Below are 22,359 nucleotides of genomic sequence, written 5' to 3'. Positions count from 1 at the left end.
AAATCCCTAAAAATTATTTCATTTCATTCAAACCATCAAGGTCTAAAACACCGCCACTACTAGCATTACTAACTAGCTTTTGATACATTCTAAGCCATCTTGAATTAAGCTCTTTTTTAATAGGCTTAAATTCCGCTCTTCTTCTAGCCATTTCTTCATCATCAATTAATAGATTTATAGTGCATTTAATAGTGTCAATTTCTATTAAATCTCCATCTTTAATAAGCCCTATTTCGCCACCTTCAGCAGCTTCAGGTGAGCAATGTCCTACACTAAAACCACGAGTCGCCCCGCTAAATCTACCATCAGTAAGTAATGCAACCGACGCACCTAAGCCCCTACCCATAATAAGACTTGTTGGGCTTAACATTTCTTGCATTCCAGGACCACCTTTTGGACCTTCATAGCGAATTACTACACAATCTCCAGCAACCACTTTTCCACTGCTAATCCCTGCTATTGCTTCATCTTGAGAATTAAAGCAAACACATTTACCACGGAAAACCTTATCACCAACGATACCAGCTACCTTTATTACCGCACCTTCTCTTGCGATATTGCCAAATAATACACATAATCCACCACGCTCAGAATATGGATTATTTAAAGTTTTTATAGCCTTTCCATCAGGATTACTATCCTTAATCAGTTCTCCTATACTATCTCCACTAATAGTAAGTGCATCTTTGCTAAAGAATTTACTTTTTTTGCTAACTTCATTCATTATTGCATATATTCCACCACTACTTCCTACATCTTGCATATGAGTTCCTGGCAGACTTGGACTAACCTTAGCTATATGTGGTGTATCTTGAGCGATTTCGTGCATTAATTTTAAATCAATCTCATCAGCATAAGCTTCTTTTGCAATTGCTAAAGTATGTAAAATTGTATTCGTGCTACCACCCATTGCCATATCACAAACAAGAGCATTTTTTAAACTCTTATTATTTAAAATATTTCTAATTTTGTATTTTTCGCTTAGCTCTTCGCTCTTTGCAATCTCACAAATTCTTCTTGCAGCACTTCTTAATAATTCTTCTCTTTCAGAAGTTAAAGCTAAAATAGTTCCATTTCCTTTAAGCGCAATGCCAAGGCTTTCCATTAAAGAATTCATTGAATTTGCAGTAAACATTCCACTGCAACTTCCAGCTCCAGGACATGCAGCGCATTCAATTTCTTTTAATTTTGCTTCATCAATTTTACCTACTTCGTATTCGCCAACTGCTTCAAACGCTGTATTTAAATCAATTTGAGAACCATCTTTAAGCTTACCTGCAGCCATCGCTCCACCACTTACAAAAATAGTAGGCACATTCACTCTTAAAGCCCCCATAATCATACCTGGAGTAATTTTATCGCAGTTTGGAATAGCTATCATTGCATCTAGGCTATGTGCGTTCATAACCGTCTCAACACTACTTGCTATTAATTCACGACTTGGCAACGAATAAAGCATTCCGCTATGCCCCATAGCAATACCATCATCAACACCAATGCAGTTAAACTCAAATGGCACACAGCCGTTTTTGCGTATTTCATCTTTGATAATTTCAGCATATTTGTTTAGATAAAAATGCCCTGGAATAATCTCTATAAAACTATTACAAACCCCAATAAATGGCTTTGCAAAATCTTCATCTTTTAGCCCAACGGCTCTTAATAATGACCTACTTGGTGCTTTTGTATAACCTTTTTTAATAGTATCACTTCTCATTCTTGCTCCTTTTAATAGATTTTCAAATTCCTATTTTAAATTCTAAATAAAAATATTATGTGGTTCTTCAGGTTTGCTTAGCTCATACCCTTGAGATTTTTCTATTCCGTAATCTTGAACTATTTTTAAAATTTCTTGATTTTTTACAAACTCAGCTACAACTTCATAACCTTGCTTATGAGCAAATCCTACTAGAGTTTCAAGAACGGTTCTAGCATTATTATCAATTACTAAACTTTCAATAATTGAGCCATCAATTTTTAAGTAATCAAACTTAATTTTTAATAATCTATAAAAGTTTGAATACCCACTACCAAAATCATCTATTGCTATCTTGCAACCCCTAAATGAAATTGATTTTAAGAAATTTGATAAATCATCATATTTATCAATACTTTCGCTTTCTAATATCTCAACACATAAAGCTTCTGGGCGAGAGCATTTTTCTAATCTATTTTCAAATACATCTCTAGTTTCTTTATTGATAATATCAGAGTTAGCTAGGTTTATACTAAAATTCGCATTAGGATATTGCTCTATCAAATCAAAAACCTTATTAATTACTACTTCTTGAATATCTTTATAAAGACCCACTTTTCTTGCTACATCTAAGAAAAGTCCCGGTGAGACTATATTATTATGCTCATCTCTTAACCTTACTAACACTTCATAATAAGAAACTTCTTTTGTAATAGAATTATGCACACCTTGACAAACCACAAATATTTTATCATTTTCTAAAGCATATCTTATCTGACCTACTACTCTTTGTTGCTCTGCGTGTTGTTTTTCTATACTTAAACCTTCTTTATAAACACAATAAGGCTCTTTTGTTTTAATAGTCTCATAACTTGCTAAGATTGCTTGTGCAAGTCTATTAATAATCTCTTGATTTGACTTTCTAATATCACGCTCACTTGAAATTCCGATATTTAATTCTAAGTCTTTAAGTTCCATACCAGAATTTATTTTTAACTCAAATTTATTTTTTTTACCCCTTGTAGAGTTGATTGTTTGAGTTTTAAAATGATTTTGTATCAAATCAGCTGCTGCCATAGCTTCTTCGTGGTTTTTATAAACTATACAAAACTCGTCTAGTTGCAAATGATAAATACTGGTGCTTTTTAATACCTCATCGTTATTTTTCACATTTAAAGCATTTTTTAAAGAATTTGCAAAAATCTTTATAATTTCATCAATCATAATAGTTGAATAATTTAGCCTTAAATCATTGAAATTATCAATTTTTAAATATAAGAAAATATTATTTTTATTAGCTTTATCGTCTTTTAATTCCCTATCTTGTAAAGCCTGTAAAGATAATAAACCTGTTAAGCTATCTGTATCTAATTTCTTTTGCATATTGTCAAGCTTAGTTTTATAATCTTTAATTTGTAAGATTTTTTTAGTTACATCAACTTTATTAATCAGCTCGATATTATCACCTAAATTTTTTCTAAACACAGAGAAAAATCTAGTTTCTTTTCTACTTGTAATATCATTTTCATTATAAGCTTGGATTTTGCTATGACTTTCTTGAATTAGCGTTCCATAATCAAACCCTTTAGCACTATCAGTCAAATCAATAATTCCATCTAATGAATCATAAAAATTCACAGCTTGTGCTTTTCTTATACTTTCACTTTGTTCGGTTGGTGCATGAACATTGAATGTAAAAGTATCATTTACATATTCAGCATATAAATTCTTTTTATTTTTTGTATTTATTAAAACTTGTTGAATTGGAGAATTTAAAAATGCTTTATATAAAATATTTAATGCACTTGTTAAATCTAGGCTATATTTAAAAATAATAAAAGTAGTAAATATTAATAAAACTGCAAAAATTGCACCAACTAAAACTAATTGGTCATTTGTCTTTTCTAAATGCTCAATTTTACTTAAAACTTGCAATTTTAATTGAGTTAAAATATTTTCAAAATCTGTGAAATTTTTAATTTCATTTTTTTCTTCGTGAAGTTTTTTCACTCCATCTAATAATTTTCTACTTAATATTAAATATGTTTTTTCATCATCAATAGTTGATATTTTATCTTCTAAAAGCTCTATATATTCTTTATCTTTATCTAATTTGGTTTTTGCATAATTTTGTTTTAATTCAATTAATTGTGTTTTATAATCAATAATTTGTTTTGTATTATTTTCTATTAATGAGTCTAAAAACTCAATATATCCTTTTATTGAACTCACGCTAATTTTAGTAGCAAATATATACTCTAAAACATTTTGTTTTACATCAACCAATTTTGATTGAGAATAAAGCACATTAAAGCTTTTAAAATCACTTCCGCTAGTCCCTAATAAACTATTAAAATCTTTTATATATTGTTTTAATTTTTCTATACTACTTTTAATTTTTTCTTCTTCATTAGCATTTAATTGTTTATTGTTTTTAAGAATTTGAATTAGCTCATTAGTTTTAACATCAATCTCACTTAACTTCTTGCCACTATTTTCAAAATTTGCATAAATACTTGGTCTTTCTATATTTAGCATTAATTCTTGATTATCTAACATAATTTCGTGTATGTGATTATTTATATCGTAATTAATATCTATTTGATGAAGTTTGGTAAAAAATATTCCAGTGCATACAAAAATGCCAACCATCATTGCAGCAATGAAAATCTGTAAAATCTTTTGAACAAATGTTTTTATTTCTATATTTTTATATTCTCTATTCATTTCTCTTCCAAAATCTTAGGTCTTTTTCCTTCAAGTGTTTTTAAAAATTCTATTATATCATCAACATCTTTATCTGGCATAACTATGCCTAATTGACAAGCAGACATAACTCTAACAATATCTTCTAAATTATTAAATGCTCCTTGATATGTATATGGTTGGGTAATTGTAATATTTCTTAAAGTAGGCACTTTTACTTTTTTATCTTCTAATTTACAGCCTTCTGAAAAGTTAGTATTTATATCAGCAATTATATTACTTCCAAAATTACTACCATTATGACACGACGAGCAGCCATAAAAATTAAATAATTTAAGTCCTCTTTTGGCATTATCACTTATAGCATTTTTATCTCCTTTTAAATATAAATCAAAAGGAGCATCAAGAGTTATTAAGGCTTTTTCAAATTCTACCAAAACACTTACTAAATTATCATAATTAGCGGCTAATCCTATTTCATTAAACCATCTTTGATATGTTACATTTAACTTAACCCAACTATTAAATTCATCAGGCGTAATATTCATATCATCTTTTAATGTTTGTTTAATTTGCTCTCTTAAATCAGTAATATTTGCGTCTTTAAAAAATAAATTAGAATATACAATATTTAAAATTGTTGGTGGGTTTGTTAAATTATCAGAATTTATACCAGAATTATTCGTCCCACTACCAGTAAGATTTAAATTATGACAGGTATTGCAAGATACTTTATTAGGGCTTAAATTAACATCAAAATATAATCTTTTACCAACGGCAGCTAATTTTTTATCATAAGGTATGCTAGTTAAAGGTTTATATATATTCTCATCTGCAAAAGCAAAAACAATAAATACAATTAAAAATATAATCTTATTCATCATTGTCCTTGCATTCCTCACAAACTCCTTTTACCAAGACAGAATTAACTTTTAAATTATTAATTGTTGGAAACTCCAAATCTTTAGTATGATGACAAATATCACACACAAAAAGTGCATTATTACCTTTATTTATTTGATAATAACCCTTGCCATCTAAATCAATTTTATTTACCAATTTAGACTTTTGAAACTGCTCCATCGTCCTATAAAATGTAGTTTTATTTGCCTTAGTTTTAAATTCATCAAAACTCATAGGCTCTTTAGCAGCTAAAAGCTCATCTAATAATAAAATTCTAAGTTCTGTAATACCGATATCGTGCTTTTTTAATAATTTTACTGAATTCATCTCGTAAATAATAGCAAAAAAAATTAAAATTTAAACCTAATTTATTTTTTGCAACTAAGTTGCATTTAAGCAACAATTTACTACACTTGCAACTTTAAAACATTTATGAAAAGGAATTGCAATGAAAAAGATATTATTAAGTTCATTAGCTAGCGTGTATTTATTAGCTAATAATGTAGGAGTTAGCATATTACCACAAGTTGAAATTGTTAAAAAACTATTACCAAATGCAAATATTACAACTCTTATGCCAGCAGGAGCTGACCCGCATACTTACGAGCCAAAACCAAAGCAAATGATGGAGCTTAGTAAGGCTAAAGTATTTTTAGGTATCGGGGTTGAAATTGAAGATATATGGCTTAAAAGACTTGCCGAAAATACCAATATAAAAATAATTCACACTGATGAAAATATTCAAAAAAATAATTATTCTCATAAAGAATTAAACGAGCACCATCACGAACATAATGATGATATATATAATGGGATTTTTGATGATAATGATGTAAAAAATAGAGATTTAAGTGATTGGATTGGTAATTGGAAATCAATTTATCCTTACGCTAAAAATGGGGATTTAGATGAATATTACAAATTAAAATCAAATGCAAAAAAAGATAAAACTGAGCAAGAATATAAAGAATATTATCTAAATGGCTATAAAACCGATGTAGAAAGCATAATCATTACAAAAGATAGTATGGAATTTATACAAAATGGTATAAGTAAAAAATCAAATTATAAATATATTGGATACAAAATATTAACCTATGAATCAGGTAAAAAAGGTGTTAGATATTTATTTGAAGCTACCAATAAAGATGCAGAATTTAAATATGTGCAATTTAGCGACCACAATATCGCTCCTACAAAAGATTTAGAACATTTTCATATATTTTTTGGCAACTCTAGTCAAGAAGAATTGCTAAAAGAAATGGATAATTGGCCAACTTATTATCCTAAAAATATGAGCGTAAAAGATATTAAAAAAGACTTAATTCATCACATAGGCTCAAATCATAAAGAAGAGCACCATCATCACGAGCATCATCACGAGCATTCAGGCTTAGATGTGCATATTTGGACTGACCCTATTTTATTAAAACAAATTGCACAAAATTCAGCTAATGCTTTAAAAGAAGCTTTTCCTAATGAAAGCAAAACAATTGATGAAAATCTAAAAAATTATGAAAAAGAATTAGATGAATTAAACTTAAAAATATATGATTTAACGAAAAATGTGAATGTAAAAGGTTTTATAAGTGCTCATCCATCGTGGGGATATTTTGCTAAAAGATATAATCTTGTTGAATATACTTTAGAATTTGAAGGTAAAGAAATAAAACCTAGTGAATTAGCAAAAATCATAGAAATTGCAAAAGATAAAAAAGCTTGCCTTGTTTTAAAAGCACCGCAATTTAATGATAAATTGGCAAAAACCATTCACAAGGAAAGTGGATTAAAATTAGTAGAAATTAATCAACTTTCTAATGAATTATCTAAGGAGCTTTTAAACTTTGCGAAAATTATTAACGATAATTGTTCTAAACATTAATATATACGCTTGTGCTTTATGTGCTTTATATACGCCAACTGCTCATGTTAGCTTTAAAGGAAATTCCATTTCATGGGAATTTTCTTCTAATTTTTCACAAACACTATTAGACGGCTATGATTTAAATAATGACAAGAATTTAGACGAAAAAGAATTAGTAGCCGTTCGTGCTGCTTTGCTTGATTATTTACTACCTAGAGATTTTTTAACTACTTTAAAATATTATGATTTGCCATTCGGAGAAAGCAAAAAAATCAAATTTATTGTTAAAGATATTAAAGTAAGTTTTGATAAGGAGCTTTTTTTAGAATACTTTATAGATTATGATTTTATCCCTAAAATTGATAGAGTTTTAATGTTTTCGGTAGAGGATTTAGATGGGTTTTTTAATTTTAAAATAAAAGAAAATACCTATAAAGTAGATGGTTTTAGCATTAATGAAAATATTAATCTAAATGCAGTTTATTATGAATTTCAAAAAGCAAATGTAATAGAAAAAATAGCTCAAAAAGTAGATGAAAAAGTAGAAAAACCAAAAGAATTTGAAACCAACACTTCAAAATCTTTTTATGATATTTTATTAGAAAAATTAGCAAAATTACAGAGCAAAATGCTTGAATTATTAAAAGACAATAGTATATATTTATATCCTATCGCACTAATTTATGGCTTTTTTCACGCTTTATTACCAAGTCACGGAAAAAGCATAACCGCAGCTTATTTTATGAACTCTAAGAAAAAAATATTATTTTTTAGTCTAAAAGTAGGTTTTATTCACTTAGTAAATGCCTTTATAATTGCTAGTTTTTTCTCTTTATTTAATCTTTTAAATCTTAATAAAATTTCAGGATTTTTAATAAGTTTCTTAGCACTTATTTTGCTTTATTTAAAGCTAAAAAAACCACAAATTTCACAAATTACAAAAACACCAAATAATATAAAAAGCTTTAGTGTGGCTAATGAGAATAGAATTTTAAATGTAGTAAATAAAGAAAAAGTTCTTGATAATTTTTTAGCATTTAGCATAGGTTTATTACCTTGTCCTGGACTTATTTTAGTAATTGGTTTTATAAGTAGCTTAGGTGCTAGAGCTTTTATAGCGGCTTTATTAATCGCATTAGGTATGAGTTTGGCTATATTTTTAAGCGCATTTATAATAACAAGATTTAAATTTAACTCAAAAATAGAGATTTTAAGCCTTGTATTTGTAATATGCGTTGGATTATTTATAGGATTTTTTGGATGATTGAAGTAAAAAATGTAAGCTTTTCTTACGATACGGAAGAGATTTTAAGCAATATTAGTTTTAATGTAGAAAAAAATGAATTCGTAGGAATTATAGGAGCAAACGGCGGTGGCAAAAGCACAACTTTAAAGCTTTTATTGGGTTTGTTAAAACCAAGTAAAGGCGAAATTATTATAAACACAAATAAATTAAGTTATGTCCCGCAAGTTGCTAATATAAATCCTAGTTTCCCTATCAATGTTTTAGATGTAGTTTTGATGGGGACTTTAAAAAGAAATTCATTCTTTTTTAATTCAAAACAAGATAAATTAAATGCACTTTTAGCACTTGAAAAATTAGGCTTAAAAGATTATGCAAATAAAAGATTTGCAAGTTTAAGTGGCGGGCAAAAACAAAGAGTTTTAATAGCTAGAGCAATACTTAGTGGCTGTGAATTGTTATTGCTTGATGAGCCTACTGCTAGTATTGATGCAAAAGGACAAATAGAAGTGTTTGAATTATTAAAAAGCCTTAATAATCAAGGAATTAGCATAATTTGTGTTTGCCACGATATAGCTTTAATTTCTTCGTATGCAAATAAATTAATTCATATTAGCAAGACCGCACATTTACACAAAATCACAAAAGGTCTTGATAGCAACAAATTATTACACTTAGCAACGCATAAAAATAATTTATGCGAAGTTGATATATGGGAAAATTATGGAATATCTAAATTATAATTTTATTCAAAATGCAATTTTAGCAGCGGTTTTAGTAAGCATTGCTTGTGGGATTATAGGAGCGCTTGTTCTTACAAATCGTCTTGTAGCAATGGTAGGTGGTATTTCTCACGCAGCTTATGGTGGGCTTGGGATTTCGCTTTATTTTGGAGTTAGCACTATGCTTAGCACTTTAGCCTTTGTTATTGCTTGTGCTGTTTTGATTGCATATTTATCAAGAAATTACAAAAATCAAGATGCTGTAATTGGTGTAGTATGGGCTTTTGGAATGAGTGTTGGGATATTGCTTAGCGATTTAAGTCCTAATTCAAATTCCATAGTTTTTAGCTATTTATTTGGAGCTATTTTGGCAGTTGAATTAAGTGATATTTATATTATGTTAAGTGCTGATATAGCTTTTATCATAATGGCTTTTGTGTTTTATAGACAATTAATAGGAGTTAGCGTTGATAGTGAGTTTTGCAAGGCAAATGGTGTTAATGCAAATCTAATTTATTATATGCTAATAATTGCAGCCGCTGTTTGTATAGTGATTAGTTTAAGAGTAGTTGGAATGGTTTTAATACTAGCTTTGCTTTGTATTCCTAGCTATATTTCTTCTATGTTTTGCACCAAGCTCTCATCTATGATGATTATTTCTGTATTATTATCGCTATTTTTTTGCTTAGGTGGATTAATTTTAAGTATTGCTTATGAATTAAGCAGTGGAGCTTGTATAATTTTACTTGCTTGTTTTTGCTTTATGATTGCTTATGTTTTAAGTTTTATTGTAAAAAAAAGAATTTGAAATAAGATAAAAATCTCATTTCAAATTCTAAAATTATTTTATAAATATCTTTGCAAGTGCTTCATTTACCTGCATTGAAGCTTTTTCGTAATTTTCATTTTTTACCCATAGTTGAATTGCTATTTCTATATTAGCATCATTTACATTTTTAACCCCTACATAAATTGCTGGATTTTTTAAAATTAATTCATTTTGACCCAATGCTGTTTCAACTTCTTTTCTAACATCACATAAGGTTGATGGGTCAATTACTTTAGAATAATCAATTCTTCTTGTTTTTTCACGAGAATAATTATAAATATTATCGCTTATAACTTTTGAGTTTGGAACTATTATATTTGTATTATCGTATGTTCTAAGCGTAACTGAAAACAAACATATATCAGATACAAATCCTTCTCCTGCACCAAATTTTACATAATCACCTATTTTAAAAGGTCTAAACACTACAACCAAAACACCCGCAGCTATATTTGATAAAGTTTCTTTAAATGCAAAAGATATAGCAAAAGATGTAGCTGTAAATAAAGCAACGAATGAAGTCGTATCAACACCAACATTATTAAGTGCTGCTAGAATTCCAACAACTAAAATTATAATTTTTACAAGCTTAACTAAGAAATTGGTTAAAGTCTCATCTGTGCTAATTTTAATTAAAGTAACTCTTAAAATTTTTCCTACAACTTTCATTAAAAACAATGCTAAAACAATAATAAGAATTGAACCTAAAATCTTAAAACCATATTTTAAGAAAAATCCTTCAAAATCAAAACCTGCACTTTGCAAATCAATTAGTTTATTCAGAGTTTCTGTGGTTGTGGCTTTTACATCTTGAATTGTTGTATCCATCAATATCCTTTTTAAAAAATTTGAAAATGAATATTAACAATTAATTACTTAATTTTAATTAATATTATTCTCTAATCTAATTAAAAGGAGTAAAAATGAAAAATATTTTAGTGCCTATGGCAAATGGAGCTGAAGATATTGAATTAATTAGCATTATTGATATTCTTCTAAGAGCGAAAAATTATGGAGCTAATATAAATGTAATTTGTGCTAGTTTAGATGATAATTTAGAAGTTACACTAGATACTGGTATGGTTTTAAAAGCTAAGGTAAAACTAAGCGAAGTTGATACTAAAAACATTGATGCAATTGCTCTAGCAGGTGGTTTTGGTGGTATGACAAATCTTAAAAATAGTGAAAAAATCAAATCAATTTTACAAGATTTAAATTCTCAAAACAAATTAATAGCAGCAATTTGTGCTTCTCCAATAGTTTTAGCAAATGCTGGGGTTTTAAGTGATGAATTTACTTGCTATCCAGGTTGTGAAGAAGGAATTAAAGGAACAAGATTAAATGAGCCTGTAGTAGTTCGTAAAAATATAATCACAAGTGCTGGACCTATCACTTCATCTTATTTTGCACTTACAATAGTAAAAGAAATGGGATTTTTAGACCAATTTAATGGAATGCTTGATGGTTTGTTAATAAATCAATTCGGAATTAAATTCTAATTAAAATATATTGAGTGTTTTTCAACACTCAATTAAAATATTTTCTTCTAACAAAGGAGCTAAAAAAGCTAGAACAAAATACTTTTTTAAAAAAATATAAAATGAAAAAGATTGTTAAAAATGAAGTGGCCGGGAGAAAGGGATTCGAACCCCTGGAGGCTTGCACCTCAACGGTTTTCAAGACCGCCGCTTTCGACCACTCAGCCATCTCCCGAAAAATTATCAAACAAGCGATAAAAGATTTTTTGCAAAAGCCTTATTGGAGGTGATACTCGGATTTGAACCGAGGATCAAGGCTTTGCAGGCCCATGCCTTACCGCTTGGCTATATCACCTTATGGTGCCCAGAGCCGGACTTGAACCGGCACGGTAAAAACTACCGAGGGATTTTAAGTCCCTTGCGTCTACCATTTCCGCCATCTGGGCAAAATATGTAAAATAATGGAGCGGGAAACGAGGTTCGAACTCGCGACCCCAACCTTGGCAAGGTTGTGCTCTACCACTGAGCTATTCCCGCACTTATGAAATAAAGACAGAATTATATATTTTTTTTCTTAAATTAAACTTAATTATAAAAAAATTATGAAACTTGTATATTTACACAATTTTTGCCGCTTTTTTTACCAAAATATAATTCTTGATCGGCAATTTTAAAATAATGCTCAAAACTATCTTTACAAGGATTTTTAATAAAAATACCACCAATTGTTATAGTTGGTTTTATGTTATATTTTTTCAATTCTTGTTTTGAAACTGAATTTTTTACTACATTCATATAGTATTCTGCTTCTTGATTGTTTTTTACATTTAATTTCACTACAAATTCTTCGCCACCCCATCTAGAAACAACGCCTTTAAGCCCTAACATTTCATACTGAATTGCTGATGCTACACTTTTTAAAACTATATCGCCTATATCATGACCATAAGTATCATTAATTCTTTTGAAATTATCTATATCACAAATTGCTATTAAAAGTGATTCATCTTTATTGAAGTTAGGAATTATCTTTTCTTCAAAGTATTTTCTATTAAAAAGACCTGTTAGAAAATCTCTATAAACCAAATAAGTTAAGTCGGATAATTTTTTATTTGAAGTAACCGTTGCAAGACCACCATAAATTAACATAAAAACAGAGCTTGAAAATGTATTGATATAGAAAAACAAATCTTGACTATTACTATATTCACCTACTAAATAATGTCTAAAATAATATAAACCATATATGCTAAAAAGCAAAAATAAACTTACTGATATTCTATAAAGCCACTTGCTAAAAAATGTAAATTGCAAGAAAAATAAACACATCATAATAGTGCTAAATCCACTTTCAAACCCTAAATAATAAGAACCCATAATTTGGTGTAAAAATATTTCGGCAAATGCTACAAAAAACGCTGCTGTTATTTTGTCTTTTAAATAAAAGCAAATTGCTACAAAATAACTCGTTATTGAGTAAATATTAAAAATAGCCATAGGAAAAATACCATTAATTAAAAACAAAAAACAATAAACACAATGTGTAATAAATATAGAAACAAGTAGCCAAAGGTTTATGTCTATTTCTTTTAATAATTTAATAAAATCGTTTCTAATGGGTATTCCTTGTTTTTTAATAATAAATAGTTAAGTAATTTTGCCTAAAATTGTTTAACACTTTGATGATAAGGATTAATATGGAAAGCACTTTAGTTGCACTTGGGGTATCAACTTTTAAAATAGCACTTTTATTATCACTTCCGATGCTCTTAGCTGGACTTATTGCAGGACTTTTAATAAGTATATTTCAAGCAACGACCCAAATTAACGAAATGACTTTAAGTTTTGTGCCAAAAATCATTTTAGTCGTAGTAATTATTATATTTTTAATGCCTTGGATGATGAATCAAATGATAGATTTTACAACTATGATATTAAATAAAATTCCAAGTTTTGTTAAATGATTTATCTAGCACAAACCGATACTACAGCTGGATTTTTAAGTAAAGATTATAAAGAAATTAATTTAGCTAAAAAAAGAGAAATCAATAAACCTTGCATAATCACAAGCACATATCTAACTAGCCTTAAAAACATTGCAAGAGTTCCAAATAAATTTAAAAATCAAGTAAGAAAGGCTAAAAAAACAACCTTTATATATAAAAACCAAATATCATTTAGGCTAGTAAATGATAATAAACATAGTTTATTTTTAAAGAATTTTAAATATTTATACTCAAGTAGTGCAAATTTGCACGGATATGAATTTGATATAAATTATGCAAAAAATATAGCCAATGTAATTGTGGATTTGGATTTAGCTCAAAAAAGTTCATCAAAAATGTTTAAAATAAACAATTCTAAACTAAAGCAAATTAGATAAATTATGATTTAAGTTTAAAAAAACTACCCCCACTACCACTTAAAAATAAGCCCTTATTAGCATAGTCTAAAGTGATAGAATATAAAGCATTGCAAGGTTTTAGCAAATCATTTAATTCATAATTTGTAAAATTATTTAAAAGCTCTTTTGTCTTTAATTTACTTAATTCATCATTTTCATAATATTTTGGCTCTTTTGCAAATTCGCTAAAAACATCTTTTGTGCTACAAGGTGTGCTAAATTCTAATGAAAAATCGCATAAATCATCGCTAAAATCATCAATTATCTCACCATATCCACTAACATTAGCACTCTTTAGCCCACTTTCAAAAAAGCTCACATCAGCCCCACTAAGCCTAGCAATTGCTTTAGTATCAAAAGGCTTTATATCATTTAATAGTTTTATAAAACAAGCAGCATTAGAACTAGCACCGCCAAGTCCTGCAAAAGTAGGGATATTTTTGTGTAAAACTAAAGCAAAATTATTTTGAAATTCTTGTTTTAAATTCTCATCAATCAAACTTAAAACTTTTGAAAAAATATCGCTTTTAGAATAAAAATTACTTACTAAATTATCATTTATCAAATAAAATTTATCCATCAAAACATCTTGTTTAAACTCATTTTCGTAAGTAATTCCATTGATTTTTAATAAAGAATTTGAATTAGGAATTAAAGTTTTATCTAAATTCCTAGCTTCGCTTTTAGGTATAAAATAAAGCTCATCATATAAATTATCAATCCTATAAAATCTTGAAATTAATTGATGATAATTATCCTTTTTGCCTGTGATTTTTAAAAAAATATTAATCTTTGCAAAAGCTTTCATTATTTATCTTTTTTATACATTGAAAGTGAGCTTACTAAACTATCTAACAATTCACTTGAAGATGCAGCTGATTGGATATTTTCATCTTTTATAGAATCTACTAATTCATCTCTTAAAATTAAAGTTTGTTTAGGAGCTTCTATACCGATTTTTACCGAATCGCCCTTTATTTCAAAAATCTTAATTTTAATCCCACCATCAATAACTATTCCTTCACCTGCATTTCTTGATACTACTAACATTTTTCCACCTTATTTAAAATATATTCTATTTTTTCATCTAATCTAATAATGCTAAAACAATCTCCTAAATCTATTTTATAAATTTTATAATCTTGTTTTTGAAAATCACTTAAGTTTAATTTTTTACCCAATAGCAAGTCGTTTATATCGCCTAAATAAAAATTTTCTTCTAAATCAACACTTCCAAAAGCATCATAATTTTTAAATTCTTTAAAGCCGCCTTCACTAAGTCTTCTTAAAGCACTTAAAGTCCCTTTTACACCTAATTCATCGCAAATTAGCTTGGCGTATGAACGAACATAAGTGCCTTTACTAGCACTTAATCTAAAACTAATAAAAGGGAAATTATAATGCAAAAACTCAGCTCTCACACTCATTACACACTCATTTAGCTCAACCTTTTCGCCATTTCTAGCTAACTCATACGCTCTTTTGCCATTGATTTTTTTAGCACAAAATATAGGCGGAGTGTAAGTTATATCTCCTTGATACTTAGCAAAAGCTTGCATAATTTGTTCTAAACTAGGCTCTTTAACACTACAAAAGCTTATGTTTTCATTATCTAAGCTAGGACTAATTGCACCAAGCCAAATCGTTGCCTCATAGACTTTTGGCTCAAGATTTAAAAAGCGAAATAATTTTGCGTGTTTTTTATCAGCACAGAGTAATGCCCCACTAGCAAATGGGTCAAGTGTGCCTGAATATCCTAGTTTTAGCCCTAATTTTTTACCTAATTTTAAAGCGTAAGAATTAGAGCTAATATTAATTGGTTTGTTTGCTAGAAAAATCATTATTCAAAAATAATTTTTACTTTATCGTTTTCTAAGCCATTTTCTATTATTTGCATACTTGTAAGACTACTAGCAACTGCGTTTTCTACTTCCATTACTTGATTAGGACACATCATTTTTGTGCTTGCTGGATTTTCATAATAAATATTATTATTTTCTTGTTTTATAGCACTAAAAATTCTATTGCAACCTACAAACATACCTAATTTATTATCTTCAATTATTAAAGACCAATTACTAGAATTGCTATATTCTTTATTTGTGTCTTTAACTATAATTTTTGATATTTTATATTCTTTATTTTCTAATTTTTTCACTTCTTTTGCTACCTCAACATTGTTAGTATTCGCACAACCAAAAAAAGCTAATACGCTTAATAATATTAAAGATTTTTTCATTTATTTTCCTTTGCTTTATTTATACTTTCTCTTAATAATCCTTCATCGGCTTTACCTAAAATAAAATACTCATTTCCTAATTTTTGATATTTACCATCTTTTAACATTACTTTAAAAGGTAATTGAACCTGAGTATTATATTTTATATCATCTGTTATTGCTTCTACTATCAAATCTGCTCTTTTATCATTTGTTAAAAAATAATACGCATTATAGTTCTTTGCAAATTCTTTTAATTTTTCATTATCAGCTTCTTCTGCATAAGATAATCCAACAAACACTAAATCATCTAAATGCTTTGATTGTATATCAAAAAGCATTGGAGCTTCGGCTCTACAAGGCTGACAAAAAGTCCCAAATATATCAATAATTAAAATTTTATTGCTATCAACCAAACTAAAGCCATTTTCTTCTCTTTTGATTTTTATTTCTTGATTATCCCAACTTTTTAAAGTTAATATATCTCCAGTTTTAATACTTGTAGTTTTAGCTTCATCGTTGCAAGCACTAAAAAATACAGCAATAAAACTAGCGACAAACAATAATTTTTTCATACCCACTCCTTAAAAACTTCTAATAAATACGCTATGCATAGGTTTTCCATCTTTATCAAGTTTATAATACTTAAATGCAATCTTGGTTCCTATGTTTAATGGTTTATTAATTTCGTTTATATTAAAACCACTGCCTATAGTAATAGTTGTAAGCTCGTTATTGTTTAATTTTTCATCAGTAAATTTAGTAAGGGCTCTTAAAGCGTTAATCTTTTTCCATTGGCATTCATAATTAATTAGCTTGCCTTCATTGTTTAAATTAGTTTTTGATATAACGCAATTATCTTTATAAAACTTTCTAATTTGCACTATTTTATCTTGTCTTGGAACATCATAATCAGTATTCTTTTTGTGTAAATACACACCTTCTGATTCTTTTAATATAACTTCATTAAAAAAATCTACAAATTCATCTTCACTATTAAATTCATTCTGAACTACGAATGTAATATTTTTATTAGGGTGTTCTTTTAAATAATCTCTTAAATAATTTAATCTATCCTTTAAATCTCCCTTTTGATTAGGGACATCAACCACATAAAACTTAGCACATTTAAGCTTGTTTAACATAACATCATTAAAGGTATCATAATAATCTGTCCCACAAAATAAAAGACCTTTTATCTCAAAAGGTGGAAAATCCTTTGTAAAATCTTTGCTAATTTCATAAGTTTGATTATGATTATTATATAACTTTTTACCATCCCAGTTTGCACCCATACCATCAATATATTCGCTAATATAATAATCTCTTACATCAATACTTTTTAACTCATCAAAATCACTTCCTTTAAATGAGCTACCTAGTAATGTTGAAAAAAACATACAAAAAATTAAAAAAAATTTCATCCATTCTCCTAAAATCTATATAATTCTTTAAAAAACTTTAAAATAAAAATCTAAATCTATTAATTAAGGGGACTTATGATTTCTAAAATATCTATTTCTAAAAAACTTTTATTGCTTACAAGCACATTTTTAATTATATTATTAATTTATAATATTTTGCTAATTAAAAATAGTTATAAGACATATAATTCTTCAATAACTGCACAAGATAGCGTAAAGATAATATCTCAAACCAACGAAATAATTCATTTATTACAAGTAGAGCGTGGTCTTAGCGTAGGATTTTTAGCTGGTGCTAATAAGCAAGCACTAATAGAACATAGAAATAAATTTGTTTTAAATAATGAATTAAAAAATGAAGTTGATAATCTAAGAAATATGGTTGATAATAAGGCCAATAGAGCTATAGTATTACAAAATTATACCAATTTAATAAATCAACAAATCAAAAAAGTAAAAGATATTTCTCAAAGTCTTGATGAAAGCTATGCTAGTTTAAGCGATGCTCTTAATTTAGTAGCTACTACAAAAGAAAGATATGGCTTATTAAGGGGGACTTTAAACGGAGTATTTAATGCAAATACTATGGATATTAATACTTTTTCAAACATTAGTTACCTAAATACAAGTATTTCTGGAAAATTAAAAGAATTAAAAGAATTAAAAATTAATTTTATAGATGAATATTTAAAAAATCTTTCAAATCTTGAAAGTTATAAAAAACTTCAAGAATTTATATCAACTACTATGAATAATAATATAAATGGTAATTTTAATATAAATGCAAATGAATTTTTCCAAGTAGCTACTAATGTGATAGAAGATTATAAAAAATTAGAAAACGAAATAACAAATCAAATTCTAAATAAAGCAAATATAAATAAGTCTGAAGCTCAACAAGAAATAATTATTCAAATAATAATAGCCTTATTAGCACAAATTTTAAATATGTTTTTAGCTTATGTAATATCTAAAAATATCATTAAAAACCTTACTTTAATCAATACTGGTCTTAATAGTTTTTTTGATTTTTTAAGATATAAAAGCAATGATGTAGATAAAATAATCACAAATAATAAAGATGAATTTGGCAAAATGGCTATGCAAATAAATGCAACCGTATTAGAACTAAAGCAAAATTATGAAAAAGACCAAACCTGTATAAATGAAATTACAAATATTACAAATTCTATTAAACAAGGTAGTTTAAACAATGAAATAACCAGCGAACCTTACAATCCAAAAATAAAAGAATTAAAAGAAATTCTAAAAGAAATGTTGCAAACTCTAAAACTAAAAATAGGAAAAGATATTAACCAAATTGATGAGCTATTAAAAGAATACTCAAATATGAATTTCAAAAATAATATAAAAAACCCAATAGGAGAGATAGAAAATAGCCTAAATACCTTGCAACAAGAAATTAAAAATATGCTTTATTCTCAAGAAAATATAAGCAATACTTTAAAATCAAATTCTAATAATTTAAAAGAAAATATGAAGCTTTTATTAAATGGTAGCAAAAAGGCTAAAAACAACCTTGAAGAAAGTGCAGTAGCAATCAATCAAATGTCAAGCTCAATGACTGCAGTAGCTCAAAAAAGCCAAGAAATCATTCAACAAAGCGATAGCATAAAAAGCGTTATTGATGTTATTAGAGGCATTGCAGAAGATACAAATTTATTAGCTTTAAATGCTGCTATTGAAGCAGCGCGTGCAGGTGAGCATGGGCGTGGATTTAGCGTGGTTGCAAGTGAAGTTGGCAAATTAGCTAATAACACTAGCTCATCATTAAATCAAGTAGAAGCTAATGTAAAATTATTAGTCCAACAAATTCACGATATTGGTATGAGTATAGATGAGCAAACTCAAGCAATTAATCTAATCAATACAACCATAAACGAAATTGATGAGCTAAGTAAAGAAAATGACAATATTGCAAATGATACAAATAAAGCTGCAAATAGCGTAGATAGTCTAGCTAGCAATATTTTAGATGATTTAAACAAAAAAGAATTTTAATTATCCTAATTTTTAGGATAATTAAAATAAGAATTTAAATTATAAATTCTTAATAATTTTCGGAGCTTTAAAGCAGTCTTTCTCCCAGTTTTTAATGCCATTAAATTTTTCTATATCTACTTTACAAGTGTGAGCTGTGTTGCTATTTGATACCGCTGAACTTGGGCTTGAGCTTGTTAGCACATTTACATTTCCATTTAGGCACCTTTTACCATCAATTTGCCACCAAGCACCTTGAAAAATCAAAATATTATTAGGATTAATATCACAAATTATTCTAGCCCCCACTAAAATCTCGCCCCTATCATTAAAAACTCTTACAATATCTCCTTGCTTAATACCCTTTTTAATAGCTAAATCTTTATGCAAATAAACAGGCTCTAAATCATTTTCACTATCTCTTATATCGCTATTATGTAGTTGTGAATGAAGTCTATAAGGACTATGTGCAGAAGTTAAAAATAAAGGATATTCGCTTAAAAGCTCATCTTTTTGCTCGTATTTTGCGATATTGTTTTTTATACTTAAATTAATATTTTTTATGTTTTTAAATCTTGTAAAAGGCTCTAACTCGCTTAAGCCCTGCACTTTTTCATAAGATTTTTCTAAAAACTCATCAAACTCACTTAAAATTATTCCTTTTTTAAAATATCTTTCTTTAATATCTAAATAAGCCAATTTTACTAAGTCTAATTCATCTAAATCACGGCAAAATTCATAAGATTTATTAAATCTTTTTGCTATTTCTTTGCATATTTCAAAATCACTTTTTGCGTTATAAAAAGGCTCTTTTATAGGTTTTAGTGCAAAAATTATTTCTTTATTCGTGCTTTGCTCTATATCATAACGCTCCCCTTCAATAGCAATAGGCAAAACAATATCACTCATCTTAGCTTGAGCCGTCCAAAAAGGCTCAAGTGTGATAATGCACTCAAGATTATTTAAAGCCTTTAAACTCTCATTGCTATTTGGCTGATGGGTAAGATATGAGCCACAAGCATTTATCATTAATTTTATATCAGGATAGATGATTTCTTCATCTTTATAAGTGCTTTTTGTATTAGGCCTTAATAAGCACTCGCTAAGCCTTGAGCTTGGGATATAATGATTTTTGCCTTTTATTTCGCCTAAAAGTGTATTTATATCACTTAATTTTTCTGTATTTTTTGCACTCTCACCCTTGCAACCACTGCTTAAATTAAACTCAATCCCTAAACCATCTTTGCCTATATGTCCGCACATAGCAGCTAAGCAAATTATTGCTAAGTAGTTAAATTCTCCGTTTAATTGTCTTTGAATTGACCTACCTAATAAAATATTACTAGGATTATTTTTAAGCTTTAAGGCTAGATTTTCTAAATCATTTTTGCTAATACCACAAATCTTACTAGCCCATTCTAAGTCCTTATTTACCCCGTCGTTTATACCTAGAAAATAGTCTTTAAATGTATCAAATCCTGTGGTTTTACTCTCTATAAATTCTTTATCATAAAGCTTGTTAGTATAAAGATAATTGCACATTCCAATAGCCATTGCCATATCAGAATTTGAATTAGGAGTTAGAGTTGTTGCATTCATCATTTTTGCACTCTCATTAGCTCTAATATCTATAAAAATTACTTCAATATCTTTATTTTCAGCCATTTGTTTTAGATATTTTTCGTGTTCGTGCATAGGAATATCGTGAGCAATTTTACTTGTAATAATAGGATTAGCTCCCCAAAACACCACTACTTTAGCGTGTTTGATTATTTCTTTATAATCAGTTGCTCTTTCATAAACACAAGATGAGCCAAAAACATAAGGCATACTAGCTATTGCAGAGCCGGTTGAATAATCTCCTAACTCAAAGACCCCGCCACCAAGAGCATTGATAAGTCTATGAATTAGCATTCTACCCCAGCCGATTTTACCTACCCCACCCCATTCGTAACTTTCAGCGTAAATACTGCTAGAGCCGTATTCTTCATAATATTTTTTAAGATTATTTGCAATTAATTCAAAGGCTTTATCCCAAGAAATCTCTATAAACTCATCATCTAATCTATCCTTAGAACCATCTAAAAATCCACGCCTAACGCAAGGATTTTTAATTCTTGAACTATGATTTATTCTGCTTGTATAATGATTAATCAAATCAGTCGGGGCTTCATCGTAAATAAAAGGCGTAATTTTATCATCTTCTAAATAAAACGCCCCTACTCTAGTGGCTATTAAATGTTTTTTCATAATTCTTCCTTTATAAATATTATTTTTAGTATATAATCATTTTTTAATTTTACAAAGGAGGGATTATGTTAGCAGCTTTAAAAAGTTTTTGCTTAAAGAAAAATACCGCAAGCAATACAGCTAAAGTATTACTAGCAAGTATTTTAATAGCATTTGCTGCTAATTTAAAAATAAGCATAGACATCATACCCTTTACTATGCAAACTATGGTGGTTTTAACTATATCTTATGCTTTAGGCTCAAGACTAGCTTTATTTAGTTTGATTTTATGGTTTTTAGAAGGTTTGTGTGGCTTTCCTGTATTTGCTAGCGGTGGTGGTTTGCACGCAATTTTAAGCCCTAGTGGTGGGTATATTTTTGGTTTGATTGCTATGGGTTATATTATGGGAAAAGCTAAAGACCATGATATAAACAATGTCTTTGCGTTAAGTTTATATGCTCTAGTAGCTACTGCGGTGCTTTATATTTGTGGCTTATTTATTTTAAGCTTTTATGTTCCTAAGGATAAAATACTTAGTATAGGGTTATATCCTTTCATAGTAACTGATATTGCAAAAGCATTTTGTGCTGCATTGCTTATAAATCCTGCTTATAAACTATTTAAAAACTTATAATTTATAA

The 22,359-nt window shown here is 28.1% G+C and carries 22 protein-coding genes, 4 tRNA genes and 1 pseudogene; 10 read left to right on the top strand and 17 right to left on the bottom strand.

From position 1 onward, the window contains the following. Positions 1–13: 13 nt before the first annotated feature. From ilvD to AVBRAN12647_RS03855, 4 genes are read right to left on the bottom strand one after another with little or no spacing between them, the layout of a single operon-like run. On the bottom strand, positions 14–1,717 hold the full coding sequence (ilvD, locus tag AVBRAN12647_RS03870) for a dihydroxy-acid dehydratase (protein ID WP_214116313.1): 1,704 nt from the start codon (positions 1,715–1,717) through the stop codon (positions 14–16). A 42-nt stretch (positions 1,718–1,759) separates the two neighbouring features. Beyond that, on the bottom strand, positions 1,760–4,423 hold the full coding sequence (locus tag AVBRAN12647_RS03865) for an EAL domain-containing protein (protein WP_214119644.1): 2,664 nt from the start codon (positions 4,421–4,423) through the stop codon (positions 1,760–1,762). Then, complete coding sequence (locus tag AVBRAN12647_RS03860) at positions 4,420–5,283, bottom strand: cytochrome-c peroxidase (protein WP_214119645.1); 864 nt, start codon at positions 5,281–5,283, stop codon at positions 4,420–4,422. The genes AVBRAN12647_RS03865 and AVBRAN12647_RS03860 overlap by 4 nt, the downstream gene beginning before the upstream one ends. Further along, a complete protein-coding gene (locus AVBRAN12647_RS03855; protein WP_214116307.1) occupies positions 5,276–5,632 on the bottom strand; it encodes a transcriptional repressor in 357 nt (118 codons plus the stop codon). Before AVBRAN12647_RS03855 ends, AVBRAN12647_RS03860 begins: the two co-directional genes overlap by 8 nt. Before the next feature lie 121 nt (positions 5,633–5,753). Between AVBRAN12647_RS03855 and AVBRAN12647_RS03850 the strand changes: the two genes are divergently transcribed. The 4 genes from AVBRAN12647_RS03850 to AVBRAN12647_RS03835 are packed head-to-tail and all read left to right on the top strand — an operon-like array spanning position 5,754 to position 9,942. Beyond that, positions 5,754–7,187, top strand: a complete 1,434-nt coding sequence (locus AVBRAN12647_RS03850) for a metal ABC transporter solute-binding protein, Zn/Mn family (RefSeq protein WP_214119646.1) — start codon at positions 5,754–5,756, stop codon at positions 7,185–7,187. Then, the gene (locus tag AVBRAN12647_RS03845; RefSeq protein ID WP_336614727.1) at positions 7,150–8,433 is read left to right on the top strand and encodes a hypothetical protein; all 1,284 of its coding nucleotides are present in this window, start codon (positions 7,150–7,152) and stop codon (positions 8,431–8,433) included. The genes AVBRAN12647_RS03850 and AVBRAN12647_RS03845 overlap by 38 nt, the downstream gene beginning before the upstream one ends. Next, complete coding sequence (locus tag AVBRAN12647_RS03840; protein ID WP_214116301.1) at positions 8,430–9,155, top strand: metal ABC transporter ATP-binding protein; 726 nt, start codon at positions 8,430–8,432, stop codon at positions 9,153–9,155. Before AVBRAN12647_RS03845 ends, AVBRAN12647_RS03840 begins: the two co-directional genes overlap by 4 nt. After that, positions 9,136–9,942: a metal ABC transporter permease gene (locus AVBRAN12647_RS03835; RefSeq protein ID WP_442862216.1), complete on the top strand. Its 807-nt coding sequence runs from the start codon at positions 9,136–9,138 to the stop codon at positions 9,940–9,942. The genes AVBRAN12647_RS03840 and AVBRAN12647_RS03835 overlap by 20 nt, the downstream gene beginning before the upstream one ends. 33 nt (positions 9,943–9,975) lie before the next feature. On the opposite strand, the gene AVBRAN12647_RS03830 is transcribed toward AVBRAN12647_RS03835, so the two are convergent. Next, the gene (locus AVBRAN12647_RS03830; RefSeq protein WP_336608006.1) at positions 9,976–10,791 is read right to left on the bottom strand and encodes a mechanosensitive ion channel family protein; all 816 of its coding nucleotides are present in this window, start codon (positions 10,789–10,791) and stop codon (positions 9,976–9,978) included. Between the two features lie 95 nt (positions 10,792–10,886). Here AVBRAN12647_RS03830 and AVBRAN12647_RS03825 point away from each other — a divergent pair, with 95 nt between their 5' ends. Further along, on the top strand, positions 10,887–11,462 hold the full coding sequence (locus AVBRAN12647_RS03825) for a DJ-1 family glyoxalase III (protein ID WP_214119649.1): 576 nt from the start codon (positions 10,887–10,889) through the stop codon (positions 11,460–11,462). 126 nt (positions 11,463–11,588) lie between these two features. Here AVBRAN12647_RS03825 and AVBRAN12647_RS03820 read toward each other — a convergent pair. The 5 genes from AVBRAN12647_RS03820 to AVBRAN12647_RS03800 all read right to left on the bottom strand — a co-directional run bounded on the left by AVBRAN12647_RS03820 (position 11,589) and on the right by AVBRAN12647_RS03800 (position 12,938). Beyond that, positions 11,589–11,676 (bottom strand) — tRNA-Ser (locus AVBRAN12647_RS03820). Positions 11,677–11,722: 46 nt separating this feature from the next. Next, positions 11,723–11,796 (bottom strand) — tRNA-Cys (locus tag AVBRAN12647_RS03815). Between the two features lie 3 nt (positions 11,797–11,799). Next, positions 11,800–11,887: transfer RNA gene (locus AVBRAN12647_RS03810), tRNA-Leu, on the bottom strand. A 16-nt stretch (positions 11,888–11,903) separates the two neighbouring features. Continuing rightward, positions 11,904–11,978, bottom strand: a tRNA-Gly gene (locus tag AVBRAN12647_RS03805). 63 nt (positions 11,979–12,041) lie between these two features. Next, positions 12,042–12,938 (bottom strand): GGDEF domain-containing protein, encoded by an 897-nt coding sequence (locus AVBRAN12647_RS03800; RefSeq protein ID WP_214116278.1) that lies wholly within the window; start codon positions 12,936–12,938, stop codon positions 12,042–12,044. Positions 12,939–13,138: 200 nt separating this feature from the next. Here AVBRAN12647_RS03800 and fliQ point away from each other — a divergent pair, with 200 nt between their 5' ends. Continuing rightward, entirely contained in the window at positions 13,139–13,405 is a 267-nt protein-coding gene (fliQ, locus tag AVBRAN12647_RS03795) for a flagellar biosynthesis protein FliQ (protein WP_214116269.1), read from the top strand. Then, positions 13,402–13,824: a Sua5 YciO YrdC YwlC family protein gene (locus tag AVBRAN12647_RS03790; protein ID WP_214150053.1), complete on the top strand. Its 423-nt coding sequence runs from the start codon at positions 13,402–13,404 to the stop codon at positions 13,822–13,824. The genes fliQ and AVBRAN12647_RS03790 overlap by 4 nt, the downstream gene beginning before the upstream one ends. 1 nt (position 13,825) lies before the next feature. On the opposite strand, the gene AVBRAN12647_RS03785 is transcribed toward AVBRAN12647_RS03790, so the two are convergent. From AVBRAN12647_RS03785 to AVBRAN12647_RS03760, 6 genes are read right to left on the bottom strand one after another with little or no spacing between them, the layout of a single operon-like run. Next, positions 13,826–14,653, bottom strand: coding sequence for a GHMP family kinase ATP-binding protein (locus tag AVBRAN12647_RS03785; protein WP_336614726.1), 828 nt, complete (start codon positions 14,651–14,653; stop codon positions 13,826–13,828). After that, positions 14,653–14,895, bottom strand: a complete 243-nt coding sequence (csrA, locus tag AVBRAN12647_RS03780; RefSeq protein ID WP_214116264.1) for a carbon storage regulator CsrA — start codon at positions 14,893–14,895, stop codon at positions 14,653–14,655. Before csrA ends, AVBRAN12647_RS03785 begins: the two co-directional genes overlap by 1 nt. After that, positions 14,889–15,686: a tRNA pseudouridine(55) synthase TruB gene (gene truB, locus AVBRAN12647_RS03775; RefSeq protein ID WP_336614725.1), complete on the bottom strand. Its 798-nt coding sequence runs from the start codon at positions 15,684–15,686 to the stop codon at positions 14,889–14,891. Before truB ends, csrA begins: the two co-directional genes overlap by 7 nt. Beyond that, on the bottom strand, positions 15,686–16,084 hold the full coding sequence (locus tag AVBRAN12647_RS03770; protein ID WP_336606976.1) for an META domain-containing protein: 399 nt from the start codon (positions 16,082–16,084) through the stop codon (positions 15,686–15,688). The genes truB and AVBRAN12647_RS03770 overlap by 1 nt, the downstream gene beginning before the upstream one ends. Then, complete coding sequence (locus tag AVBRAN12647_RS03765; RefSeq protein ID WP_239803169.1) at positions 16,081–16,638, bottom strand: TlpA family protein disulfide reductase; 558 nt, start codon at positions 16,636–16,638, stop codon at positions 16,081–16,083. The genes AVBRAN12647_RS03770 and AVBRAN12647_RS03765 overlap by 4 nt, the downstream gene beginning before the upstream one ends. Before the next feature lie 9 nt (positions 16,639–16,647). Then, positions 16,648–17,487, bottom strand: coding sequence for a hypothetical protein (locus tag AVBRAN12647_RS03760; protein ID WP_239803170.1), 840 nt, complete (start codon positions 17,485–17,487; stop codon positions 16,648–16,650). A 75-nt stretch (positions 17,488–17,562) separates the two neighbouring features. Here AVBRAN12647_RS03760 and AVBRAN12647_RS09715 point away from each other — a divergent pair. Both AVBRAN12647_RS09715 and AVBRAN12647_RS09710 read left to right on the top strand, forming a co-directional pair. Next, a pseudogene (locus AVBRAN12647_RS09715) lies at positions 17,563–18,336 on the top strand (nitrate- and nitrite sensing domain-containing protein); the annotation flags it as partial. Between the two features lie 99 nt (positions 18,337–18,435). Further along, positions 18,436–19,509: a methyl-accepting chemotaxis protein gene (locus AVBRAN12647_RS09710; protein WP_442862270.1), complete on the top strand. Its 1,074-nt coding sequence runs from the start codon at positions 18,436–18,438 to the stop codon at positions 19,507–19,509. Between the two features lie 39 nt (positions 19,510–19,548). Here the strand turns inward: AVBRAN12647_RS09710 and AVBRAN12647_RS03750 are convergent, their stop codons facing one another. Beyond that, positions 19,549–21,738, bottom strand: coding sequence for a molybdopterin-dependent oxidoreductase (locus AVBRAN12647_RS03750; RefSeq protein ID WP_336614723.1), 2,190 nt, complete (start codon positions 21,736–21,738; stop codon positions 19,549–19,551). 65 nt (positions 21,739–21,803) lie between these two features. Here AVBRAN12647_RS03750 and AVBRAN12647_RS03745 point away from each other — a divergent pair, with 65 nt between their 5' ends. Then, the gene (locus AVBRAN12647_RS03745) at positions 21,804–22,352 is read left to right on the top strand and encodes a biotin transporter BioY (RefSeq protein WP_214116243.1); all 549 of its coding nucleotides are present in this window, start codon (positions 21,804–21,806) and stop codon (positions 22,350–22,352) included. The last annotated feature ends 7 nt before the right edge of the window (positions 22,353–22,359 follow it).

Source organism: Campylobacter sp. RM12647 (genome assembly GCF_020138135.1).
GTDB lineage: Bacteria > Campylobacterota > Campylobacteria > Campylobacterales > Campylobacteraceae > Campylobacter_E.
Note: the sequence above shows the minus strand (reverse complement) of the source record. Positions and strands in the feature narration are given on the sequence as shown.

Bases quoted from the DNA above. Each gene is read 5' to 3' on its own strand.
- AVBRAN12647_RS03855 (WP_214116307.1), bottom strand. From the start codon at position 5,632: ATGAATTCAGTAAAATTATTAAAAAAGCACGATATCGGTATTACAGAA.
- AVBRAN12647_RS03750 (WP_336614723.1), bottom strand. From the start codon at position 21,738: ATGAAAAAACATTTAATAGCCACTAGAGTAGGGGCGTTTTATTTAGAA.
- AVBRAN12647_RS09710 (WP_442862270.1), top strand. From the start codon at position 18,436: ATGTTTTTAGCTTATGTAATATCTAAAAATATCATTAAAAACCTTACT.
- AVBRAN12647_RS03785 (WP_336614726.1), bottom strand. From the start codon at position 14,653: ATGAAAGCTTTTGCAAAGATTAATATTTTTTTAAAAATCACAGGCAAA.
- fliQ (WP_214116269.1), top strand. From the start codon at position 13,139: ATGGAAAGCACTTTAGTTGCACTTGGGGTATCAACTTTTAAAATAGCA.
- AVBRAN12647_RS03860 (WP_214119645.1), bottom strand. From the start codon at position 5,283: ATGAATAAGATTATATTTTTAATTGTATTTATTGTTTTTGCTTTTGCA.
- AVBRAN12647_RS03825 (WP_214119649.1), top strand. From the start codon at position 10,887: ATGAAAAATATTTTAGTGCCTATGGCAAATGGAGCTGAAGATATTGAA.
- AVBRAN12647_RS03835 (WP_442862216.1), top strand. From the start codon at position 9,136: ATGGAATATCTAAATTATAATTTTATTCAAAATGCAATTTTAGCAGCG.
- AVBRAN12647_RS03765 (WP_239803169.1), bottom strand. From the start codon at position 16,638: ATGAAAAAATTATTGTTTGTCGCTAGTTTTATTGCTGTATTTTTTAGT.
- csrA (WP_214116264.1), bottom strand. From the start codon at position 14,895: ATGTTAGTAGTATCAAGAAATGCAGGTGAAGGAATAGTTATTGATGGT.
- AVBRAN12647_RS03830 (WP_336608006.1), bottom strand. From the start codon at position 10,791: ATGGATACAACAATTCAAGATGTAAAAGCCACAACCACAGAAACTCTG.
- AVBRAN12647_RS03850 (WP_214119646.1), top strand. From the start codon at position 5,754: ATGAAAAAGATATTATTAAGTTCATTAGCTAGCGTGTATTTATTAGCT.
- AVBRAN12647_RS03745 (WP_214116243.1), top strand. From the start codon at position 21,804: ATGTTAGCAGCTTTAAAAAGTTTTTGCTTAAAGAAAAATACCGCAAGC.
- AVBRAN12647_RS03770 (WP_336606976.1), bottom strand. From the start codon at position 16,084: ATGAAAAAATCTTTAATATTATTAAGCGTATTAGCTTTTTTTGGTTGT.
- AVBRAN12647_RS03790 (WP_214150053.1), top strand. From the start codon at position 13,402: ATGATTTATCTAGCACAAACCGATACTACAGCTGGATTTTTAAGTAAA.
- ilvD (WP_214116313.1), bottom strand. From the start codon at position 1,717: ATGAGAAGTGATACTATTAAAAAAGGTTATACAAAAGCACCAAGTAGG.
- AVBRAN12647_RS03760 (WP_239803170.1), bottom strand. From the start codon at position 17,487: ATGAAATTTTTTTTAATTTTTTGTATGTTTTTTTCAACATTACTAGGT.
- AVBRAN12647_RS03800 (WP_214116278.1), bottom strand. From the start codon at position 12,938: ATGGCTATTTTTAATATTTACTCAATAACGAGTTATTTTGTAGCAATT.
- AVBRAN12647_RS03865 (WP_214119644.1), bottom strand. From the start codon at position 4,423: ATGAATAGAGAATATAAAAATATAGAAATAAAAACATTTGTTCAAAAG.
- truB (WP_336614725.1), bottom strand. From the start codon at position 15,686: ATGATTTTTCTAGCAAACAAACCAATTAATATTAGCTCTAATTCTTAC.
- AVBRAN12647_RS03840 (WP_214116301.1), top strand. From the start codon at position 8,430: ATGATTGAAGTAAAAAATGTAAGCTTTTCTTACGATACGGAAGAGATT.